Consider the following 8,541-nt stretch of genomic DNA (forward strand, 5'->3'; position numbering starts at 1 on the left):
AACTACCAACTAAATGGTAGGGTTGTGTTGCAAAAAAAGTGCCGACCTCAGGTCAACACGGTGGAAAGAAAAGTGTTTCCAACTTCGGCCGGTCCGCGTGACGACCGCATGCCACGGCCCACCATCATCGAGCCTTCCAACGCGCACAAGAATGCCTCTGCGAGAGCCTCTGGGGTGGAATTCGAGGTGATCAGCGCGGCACGCTGACCATCGGCAACGACAAGAGTCAACCAGTCGAGATTGACTTTAAAGAATCGCTCGACCTCGCTCACAACGGCGTCCGGCAGCGAGTCCGACTCGGCACCCAACATGCCGCAGACACAAAGGCGCCGGTCCTTGGCGAAGGTGCGTTCGAAAAGTGCCGCATACGCAGTTAGCCTGTCAGGCGCTTTCGCATGCTGCCCTTCGATGCTCAGCAACTCCTCACGAAACCGGTGCGTGTAGCGCTGTGCGACCACGGCCACGAGTTCACCCTTCTTGGGAAAGTGGTGGTGGATACTTGGTTTTTTGATGCCTACCAACTGGGCCACGTCGTCGTATGAGAAGCCGTTGTAGCCGTGCTGCTGTACCAACCCTTCAGCGGCATCGACCACCCGCTCGGCGGTCGGCGAGATTTCGGAGAAATGCTTCATGCAAGCGCCTCATTTGATTCGGCGACTGGCAGGTGGCCTGTCTTGACCAGGATGGTGCAGCCTGTATTGCTGAAGGGACGGTGAGCACTCAAATGCGGACTGCGCATCCATGTGCCGGTAGGGTAGCTTCCGAACTCATCCTCAAAGACGCCTTCCAACACATAGATTTCTTCACCGCCGTAGTGACGATGCGAATTGAATCGTGTCCCCGGGGCCCAGCGCACCAAAGCCGTATGTTGTGTGTCGAACTCAGAAAGTGGCATCACCGACAGACCCGGCACGAGGCCTGGAAACCAGGGGCCGTTACGGGTGTCGACCACGGTGCGTTGGCTGTCGGCTAGATCAAGATGGCGCAGCTTGACGAACAACGTGCAACCCGTCGCGGAGCTCGGTGCATGCGAAGAACCTGGTGGATTCTTGATGTAAGTCCCAGGCCCGAAGGTCCCGGATTCGTCGCTGAATTCGCCGTCCAGGACCAGAATCTCCTCGCCCAAGTCGTGCTTATGATTTTCAAAAGCGGAGCCCGGCGCGTATCGCACGATCGAGGTGGCACGCGCCACTTCGTCGCCATCACGCTCCAGTAACTGGCGTTGAATCCCGGTCGCTGGCGAATCGACCCACTGTAAGCTTGAAGGCTCGACGACAACACGCTGCGAAAGATCTGAATTGAGTTTCATGGCTTTATTTCATCTACCGACTACTTGGTAGGTAAGTTATAAGATCCCGATTTGTTTGTCAAATAGCTTTCGCCATTTTCTTTCATCCATTGAAAAAACAATGAATTGGTTACAAGAACTCGCGAAGCTTAGCGTACGATTTTTTCCGAATTCTCTATCGTCCCCCAGTAGCCCACATCCTGCACGCCACACTGCCCAGCCATGCCGTAACGACTGTGATGACGTTACATCGCACTAAACGTGCGTTTTCCCTTAATCAAGCGTAGAGCACCCCATGAAGGCGCTCTGACATGCGCTTATAGGCTTTATGCAATGTCAGAAAATACCTGCATTTTTTTCACCGTTACTCTTTTACCGTTACGTTATCCGCGTTATCTTTATCGTTACGCCGCCACATGAAACACAGACCCGGAGAAGCCCGCTATGAAGCCCACAAAACGCCAGCATCCAGTGACCCTGGCCGAGGTCGCCGATGCAATGCGGGAGCTGCAAGAGGAAGGCACCGAACCATCAGTGAGGGCTGTCAGGGCCAGGGTTGGGGGAGGCTCGAACACCACCCTCATGCGATTCATCGATATGGTCCGCTCGGGCAGCGCCAGCCCACAGCAGCACCTGGACGAGTTCCCAAGCAGGCTCGAAAGCTTGTGTCGGGAAATGGTGCAAACGCTTGGCGAGCTGGCAGATGAGCGGGTGGCCAAAGAGCGGGCGGAGGTACAGGCAGTGAGGCGCAACATCGAGGCGCGCTGGAACACACTGCTGATGGAGAAAGAAACAGCGGTCAACTCGTTCGAGGCGGAGAAGCGAATCACCGCCGACCTCACGCAGCGCCTGGAGGCCCTGACGAAAAAGCTCGAATCTGTAGTAGCTGATCGGGACGAACTGAAAGATCGCGCTAACGTCGCCGAGGCGCTGAACGAGCAGCTGAATGAGCGTCTGCTAGGCCAAAGCCGCCAGATCGACGAAATGAAGCAAATGGCTGAGCACTACGAGCAGCAAGTTGCCACCCAACGTAAACAGGATGCGGACAGGCATGCCAAGCAGGTCGAAGGGCTTGAGAGCAGCCTTCGCGACTCTCACGCAAATGAGCTTCGGCTCACCGAACAACTGGGCAACGCCAAGCGAGAGCTGGAACGGCTGACAAAGGACGGTGAACAGCTGTCGCGGCGAGCCGCACAGGCCGAAGCGCAGCAGTCCAAACTCGAAGCCCTGGTCAGCGACTTGTCCGTGGAGCAGCTTGAGTTCAAACGCCGCGAGAACGAGCGAGAGAGCAAGCTGGCAACCACGATGAGCGCCAACAGCGAACTACAGCGCCAGCTCGCAGGCATGCAATCACAGATTATCGACGTGCAAGCTCGCTGCGCTAAGCAGCTGGATGAAATGGCCACTGACAATCGCTCGGTGATCGCCAACCTTGTGGATCATTCCCGCCGCGTGTTCGAGCTTGCGCGAAACACCAAGGCAAAGGACAGTCCAGACTTCAAGGAGCTGGCCATTGCTCAACGCGAGATTGAACGGCTATTCCAGAAGACTTGAAGCAAGGGTGCCTACAGGCGCAGGGCTTTGCACAACTGCCCCTGACTGACCAATGCTGTGGGATGCAAATAAAGTCGCATCCTAAGCTGCGCCAATTTTCTGGACTGTTTTGAAAGGCTCAGGCTTGGCAGGCGGGCAAAGTGTCATTCTGAAAGGATCGCGTGGCATTGGGCGCGGCCTGAATCGTGAAAATAAAGTCTCATACTTTCGAGCGTCTGAATCGCCGCCCACTACCGCCGGGCCTGAGACACCAACAAGGAGGTCGAATGAGCAAAACCCGAAAACACCTCACCCCAGCCGAAGCAGAGGCCAAGGGGCTTCTATGCCGTAAGCACCTCAAGGAGCGCTTCCGCCTCATGCCGGGACTAAACACAAAGCCCGCTGGCAGTGTCTGGCAAGGGCAGGGGGCTTATAATGTGTACAACCCAGCTGAGTGCGTGCCGTGGCGCTGGATGCCTGGGCGTGCCCAAGTCCGTCGCCAGCACGTCGCAGCCCAGGCAAAAGACCTGATTGCCGCAGGCTGCATTGTGCTTGACACCGAAACCACCGGCCTCGGTGATGACGCCGAGATTTGCGAGATAACCATACTCGACGTGACCGGCGCACCGATCCTCGACACGTTGGTACGCCCGACCCGGCCAATCCCGGTCGAGGCGACAGCGATTCACAAAATCACCGACGCCATGGTGGCCAGTGCGCCGAGCTGGCCCGAGGTGGCCGAGCAGTACGCCGCCGCCGTTGCTGGCCGAACAGTCGTTGCCTACAACGTCGCTTTTGATGCGCGCTTGCTGCGGCAGACCTACCAGATACACGGACTCACCGCGCCAGTGTTGACGACCGCTTGCGCGATGCTGATGTATGCCGAGTGGCATGGAGAGTACGACCGGAGCCGCGACCGCTGGCGATGGTTGAAGCTGATCGAGGCTGCGACCGACTGCGGCGTGGCAGAAGGCGGCGCACACCGCTCCCTTGCCGACGCCCGCATGACGCTGGGTGTGCTGCGATACTTGCAGCGCCGCACGAACGGACGGCGACCGGCAGGGCCGAAAGTGGCCACCGTCCCACAGGAGGCTTTGCCCCCTGTTTTAGGATGAAACTCTATTTCGAAGAGAGACTTTATTTGTACGGATGTTTATTCGCATCCCACAAATGCCTAGCTATGAGCTTGTTTCAATGTGAGGTGTGCGGCTGCCGCGAGAATACGGCGCATTCGATGCCGGGGTTCAAGGGCATCACCGAATGCTATGACTGGAGCTTCGCCCCTGAGCGCGATGGGCTGCTGGTGTGCAGCGCCTGCGGGCCTTCCCACGAAGCGAGAGGTTCAGGCAGCGGATTCGTCAAGTGTGTACGGTAAGTTCGAGTGAGGGTTCCTGCTGCCCTGCTTGAATAAGAATAACCATTGCGGGAATCTGGCGCATGTCGAAACGGGCTTCGATGACTATCTCACCTACGCCAAATCGGCACCTGGAAACTGTTAAGAGAAATATTCTAGATATTCATTGAGGACTTCGTATGAAATACATAGGCATTGATCTTATTGAGCGGGAATGCAACGGGCCATACACTTTCAATTTAGTCACAGATAGCGAGTCGCACTTCCCTGTCAGGTATTTGAAGCTGGAGCCACAACCAAGATTAGGAACTGAATTCCATCCGATCACATTCGCAATGGAGGTTGTTGCTTCCGAGCCCCCCTTTCTCAGCAAGCAAGATTGCCCATGGATATTATCCTACCTGGACGATCTGAGAAGCTTCTACAATTCTAAATACTTTCCCCAAATGCACGATGAAAGCTCAAGCTTAAATTTCCACGCGGTAGAGTCAATTAGTAGCAAAGTAGCATCTTTTGCAATGGAAAACGATGCAGTGTCAGCCACACGCATGATGTATGCAATTGATATAGCATCCAGCATTCTATATGGCAGCAATGTCATCCTTCACGACTACTTCATAAGTAATGAAGCCACATCATGGCTACATGACATTTATAAATTGCTCTTGATTGATACAGAATTTCTAGATAGGCATATCTTTACCTCACTGGAGGTCAACTATGATAAGTCATTCAAAACACTGATGACTCGCAGTGTCTTCAAAGATACGCAGGTGATGGTAACAATTCCCGAGGGAGAAGCACTTGCAACGGTCAAAGGGGGCGAAAAAGATGTAATCTTAACCTCTGGGACAAGCCTAGAATGCACGATAGTTAGGTTTTTCAAAACTGACCTATGGTGGTCGAATCGTGGTGCGATTGAGTTTTACCCAACTTTCAATAAAGCCATACGGAGCCGCCTGCAAGATGAGCCACTTTTTGCAGTTGAAATGGAGATAGCAAAGGAGCTTCAAAGAGGTCTATATGGAGCTAAAATTTTAGCTTTCGTTCCTCTGCACTGGATTAGGTTTGTATATCACCACGGGCAATGGTTAGAGGTAGGTCAGTTCCCTGTTTCTATTGAGTCTGACTCAAAGCTCCCAATCCCTTTGACAACAAGTGATTTCTGTAATTTGTTTTAACCGAGCACTACCTTCGGCACTGCTACAGCCTACTCTGCCTCAACTCTCATGTTAGGGGTTAAGGAACTTGCCCAGCTCGAAGGGCAATGAGAGACATTGCCCCGGCCTTGATCAGCGCCGCAAAGAAAGCCCCGCAACCTCAGAACTGCGCTCGTCGTCCAGGGCGTGGTAGTAGATATTCTGGGTAGTCGCCAAGCTCTTGTGCCGCAGGTCGGCCTGGAGGTTCTTCGGATTGCGCAGCGGGGCATCAAATGTAGCGCCTGTGTGGCGAAGCCAATGCAGGCTTGCAGACCGCAGCTCGCTCAACTCGAACTCGGGGAAGCCTTCATGCTTCATCCTCTGAACAGTTCGGTCCAGTACCGCCTGAACGTCATCGCGAATCTGACGCGCCTTCAATCCATGGCGACCGTGAACTGTCGTCAGTAGCGGCTCGGTGTCACCCGGTGCCGGATAATCCGACAGACCACGGAACCGGCGATAGCGCGTCAGGTAGTTGATGCAGTCGGGCTTAACGGCAATACGGGCCTGCACGTTGCCCTTACCGATAACGTGATACCACCACGCATCGCGCTCACGAACGAACGACCCCATGGCCGGCACCCACTCACCATTGCCGGCGAGGTCGCTGACGCGCAAATAGCAGCCAAACATCATGACGATACAGAACAGAGTTCTTTCGCCTGGGCTCGGGCTCTCCGCAGCCATCAGCTCAGCCGTTTCCAGCAGGAATTCCCATTGCAGCTTGGACAACGACTTTTGCTTGGGAATCTTGAGCGCCTTGGACTTGTTCTTCTTCATGTCGCGCTTGATGAGCACGCAAGGGTTGCTATCCATTAGCCTGTCAGCGGTGCAGTAGCTGAATAGCGAATTCAGCACGGCATAGACCTGCTTGAGCGAACTATCCGCCATCTGGAAGGTTGGGGCCGGCACCTCGCGATTGTTCTCAATAGCGCTCTTGGCGGTGGACTTCTGGGTTCTCATGGCGAACGGGCGCCAAGCCGGATTGGGCTCGTAGATTCCTTCCACCATGATGTAGCGCGGGTGAATGGCGCTGCTTATCCAGGCGGGATCAGGGTTCTTGCAGAAGCTGAGGAAGTCCTCAACGTCGCTGCGGACGAAATCCCTGAATGCCTTATTTCGCTTGTTCCAGGCCCAGAGCAGCAGGCGCTCGACCTGGGTGCGGTAGTTGTTGAACGTGGTCGGCGTGTCGTCGTGCGCCTTGAGGAATCGACGGACAGCATCGTAGTCAGCCCGCGCATCAAACTGAGTTTGGAAGCCTTCCAGGTACTCAGTGATGAAGGGCCTATCGCCCTCGTACTCATCAGCATCTGAGTTGGTCACAGCCGCATGCGTGTCGATCAACGGGATCAGACGAATACTGGCGCCTTTTGCTGACTTGCGAGGCAGTGCGCGTGCTTTGTTGACTGGGTGAGTTGCCTGCATATTCACGATTTACATAGCCTGCAAACTAGGGAGTGGTCACAGTATAAATCGTAGGGGAGGGCAGGGCACCTGCCGCATCGAGCACAACGCAGGATGCTGAATCCAAATAGCGGAGCTGACGCAGATTGCAATCACACAAGCAAATAGGGCACCGCCCCGCGAAACGCTTGGCTCAATCGAAGCCGCCCGCTTCTGGATAGCAGCGCCAGCCGGGCAGGGCGCCGAACTCCTTCATGAACAGATTGCACAGATCGGCTTCTTTCTCGATGGACAGGATCGGCGTGTCTTGCATGAGCTATCACCTTTTTTCGGGCAAAAAAAAGGCAGGCGGCGGGCCTGCCAAAAGCTGTGCTCGTTTACTGGACGTAGGCGCTCAAACCCAGTCCGCTCAGCCCAATTTGGGCTGCCAGTGTGACGATGTACGACCAGATCAACGCCTTGTCGTTATGCCGGTGCGCAATGCGCAACCATAGAAAACTGAATGCAACAGGCATCAGGACCAGCGACAGCAGGCCAGCTACCCACACCCCCTCGAACCACACATAGCCGGCGAAAACCGCACCGAACAGCAGCTCAACAGCAGGGTACTTCCAGCTGATACTGGCACCGCAATCGCGGCATTTGCCCCTGAGCCACAACCAGCCGACAACGGGGATGTTGTGATGAGCGCGCACCTTGCTCTGGCAGCACGGGCAAGCTGATCGAGGCGAGGCGAGCGTGAACTTGCCGTGCTTGGTTACAAGCTCCTGGAGGCGCTTACCGTCCGCGAACTCACCAACCCCCTTGATGATGGGCCAGCGATAGCAGAACGCGTTTACAAACGAGCCAACGCACAGGCCCAGGATGCCAAACCACAGGACTACTGCCCAACCGTAGGACAGGTCGGCAACGCTCACCTTACGCGCCCTCGATTTGAAGCTCGGGGAGCAGTTCGCGCAGGATCGGCTCCAGTTTCTCTTTGCTGATCGGCTTGACGATCACCGCATCCGCACCTCGCTCCAACGCCAGTTTGTGCAACGCAGCATCGGTAGAGGCCGTAACGATGATGACAGGAATGAAGCTGGTGGAGTTGTACTGCTCCTTGATGCTGGCCAACTCTCCGATGCCGTTGTGCAAATCGCCGATATGCACATCCATGAGCATCAGATCAGGCTCATTGCCCCCCTTGAGCCCGGCATGAAATTCTGCCGGCATCCCGTAAACCTCTACCTCGTCGAAGTAGTTCTTGGCCACTTGGCTTGCGAGGTAGGAATCGGTACGCGAATCGTCGAGGATAATTACTTTCATCTAGGCACCAAAAAGCAGGCCAGAAGCCTGCTCCTTATGGGTCGTTAGTAGGGCGAGTATTTGGCCTCGATCAGGCGTTGCTCGCGAACGTGCTGCTCATACGTGAGCTGTTTATCTTCCATCTTGTGGTCTATTTCGGTGAGCGCCTTACGCTTCTCGCGCTCGACGAATTCCTTCGTCGCGTAGTAGTTGCGGTTCTTCGCGCTCTGGGCCGTATCGTAGGGCATCCAGAGCGGGCCGAGGAACGGATAGAGGGGCAGGGTAGTCACCAATGTCATCAACCTAAGCTGCAGCCCTGCCCAAGGTAAGCCCCCCGAAGCAGCCAGCTGCCATGGCCGTCGGGCGATGACCAGGCCTCTGCCGCTCAATCAGGCGGTCTAGCTGGGCTGGCGGTGATGTGATCATCGTCTGTTCCGGCTGTCTAGGCGAGATTTCTCGTTCTCCGGACGAGCCTA

9 protein-coding genes are annotated in these 8,541 nt (G+C 55.5%); 3 read left to right on the forward strand and 6 right to left on the reverse strand.

The window, feature by feature from the left end:
* Positions 1–47: 47 nt before the first annotated feature.
* The gene (locus tag PSOLE_RS17915) at positions 48–632 is read right to left on the reverse strand and encodes a TetR/AcrR family transcriptional regulator (RefSeq protein ID WP_004574803.1); all 585 of its coding nucleotides are present in this window, start codon (positions 630–632) and stop codon (positions 48–50) included.
* Positions 629–1,309 carry a cupin domain-containing protein gene (locus tag PSOLE_RS17920; RefSeq protein ID WP_004574802.1) on the reverse strand — a complete coding sequence of 227 codons (681 nt, stop codon included), beginning with the start codon at positions 1,307–1,309 and terminating at the stop codon, positions 629–631. Before PSOLE_RS17920 ends, PSOLE_RS17915 begins: the two co-directional genes overlap by 4 nt.
* A gap of 423 nt (positions 1,310–1,732) precedes the next feature.
* Here PSOLE_RS17920 and PSOLE_RS17925 point away from each other — a divergent pair, with 423 nt between their 5' ends.
* From PSOLE_RS17925 to PSOLE_RS17935, 3 genes are all read left to right on the forward strand, one after another.
* Positions 1,733–2,842, forward strand: a complete 1,110-nt coding sequence (locus PSOLE_RS17925) for a DNA-binding protein (RefSeq protein ID WP_074858822.1) — start codon at positions 1,733–1,735, stop codon at positions 2,840–2,842.
* A gap of 266 nt (positions 2,843–3,108) precedes the next feature.
* Positions 3,109–3,936, forward strand: coding sequence for a 3'-5' exonuclease (locus PSOLE_RS17930; RefSeq protein ID WP_074858819.1), 828 nt, complete (start codon positions 3,109–3,111; stop codon positions 3,934–3,936).
* A 418-nt stretch (positions 3,937–4,354) separates the two neighbouring features.
* Complete coding sequence (locus PSOLE_RS17935; RefSeq protein WP_074858816.1) at positions 4,355–5,356, forward strand: hypothetical protein; 1,002 nt, start codon at positions 4,355–4,357, stop codon at positions 5,354–5,356.
* A 111-nt stretch (positions 5,357–5,467) separates the two neighbouring features.
* Here PSOLE_RS17935 and PSOLE_RS17940 read toward each other — a convergent pair whose 3' ends face one another.
* From PSOLE_RS17940 to PSOLE_RS17955, 4 genes are all read right to left on the reverse strand, one after another.
* Complete coding sequence (locus PSOLE_RS17940) at positions 5,468–6,799, reverse strand: tyrosine-type recombinase/integrase (protein WP_244597313.1); 1,332 nt, start codon at positions 6,797–6,799, stop codon at positions 5,468–5,470.
* A 356-nt stretch (positions 6,800–7,155) separates the two neighbouring features.
* Entirely contained in the window at positions 7,156–7,695 is a 540-nt protein-coding gene (locus PSOLE_RS17945; RefSeq protein WP_074858812.1) for a prepilin peptidase, read from the reverse strand.
* Between the two features lies 1 nt (position 7,696).
* Positions 7,697–8,086, reverse strand: a complete 390-nt coding sequence (locus tag PSOLE_RS17950) for a response regulator (protein ID WP_074858810.1) — start codon at positions 8,084–8,086, stop codon at positions 7,697–7,699.
* A gap of 44 nt (positions 8,087–8,130) precedes the next feature.
* The gene (locus tag PSOLE_RS17955; protein WP_169716115.1) at positions 8,131–8,355 is read right to left on the reverse strand and encodes a hypothetical protein; all 225 of its coding nucleotides are present in this window, start codon (positions 8,353–8,355) and stop codon (positions 8,131–8,133) included.
* Between the last annotated feature and the right edge of the window lie 186 nt (positions 8,356–8,541).

The organism is Pseudomonas oleovorans subsp. oleovorans (assembly GCF_002197815.1).
Classification (GTDB): Bacteria; Pseudomonadota; Gammaproteobacteria; order Pseudomonadales; family Pseudomonadaceae; genus Aquipseudomonas; species Aquipseudomonas oleovorans.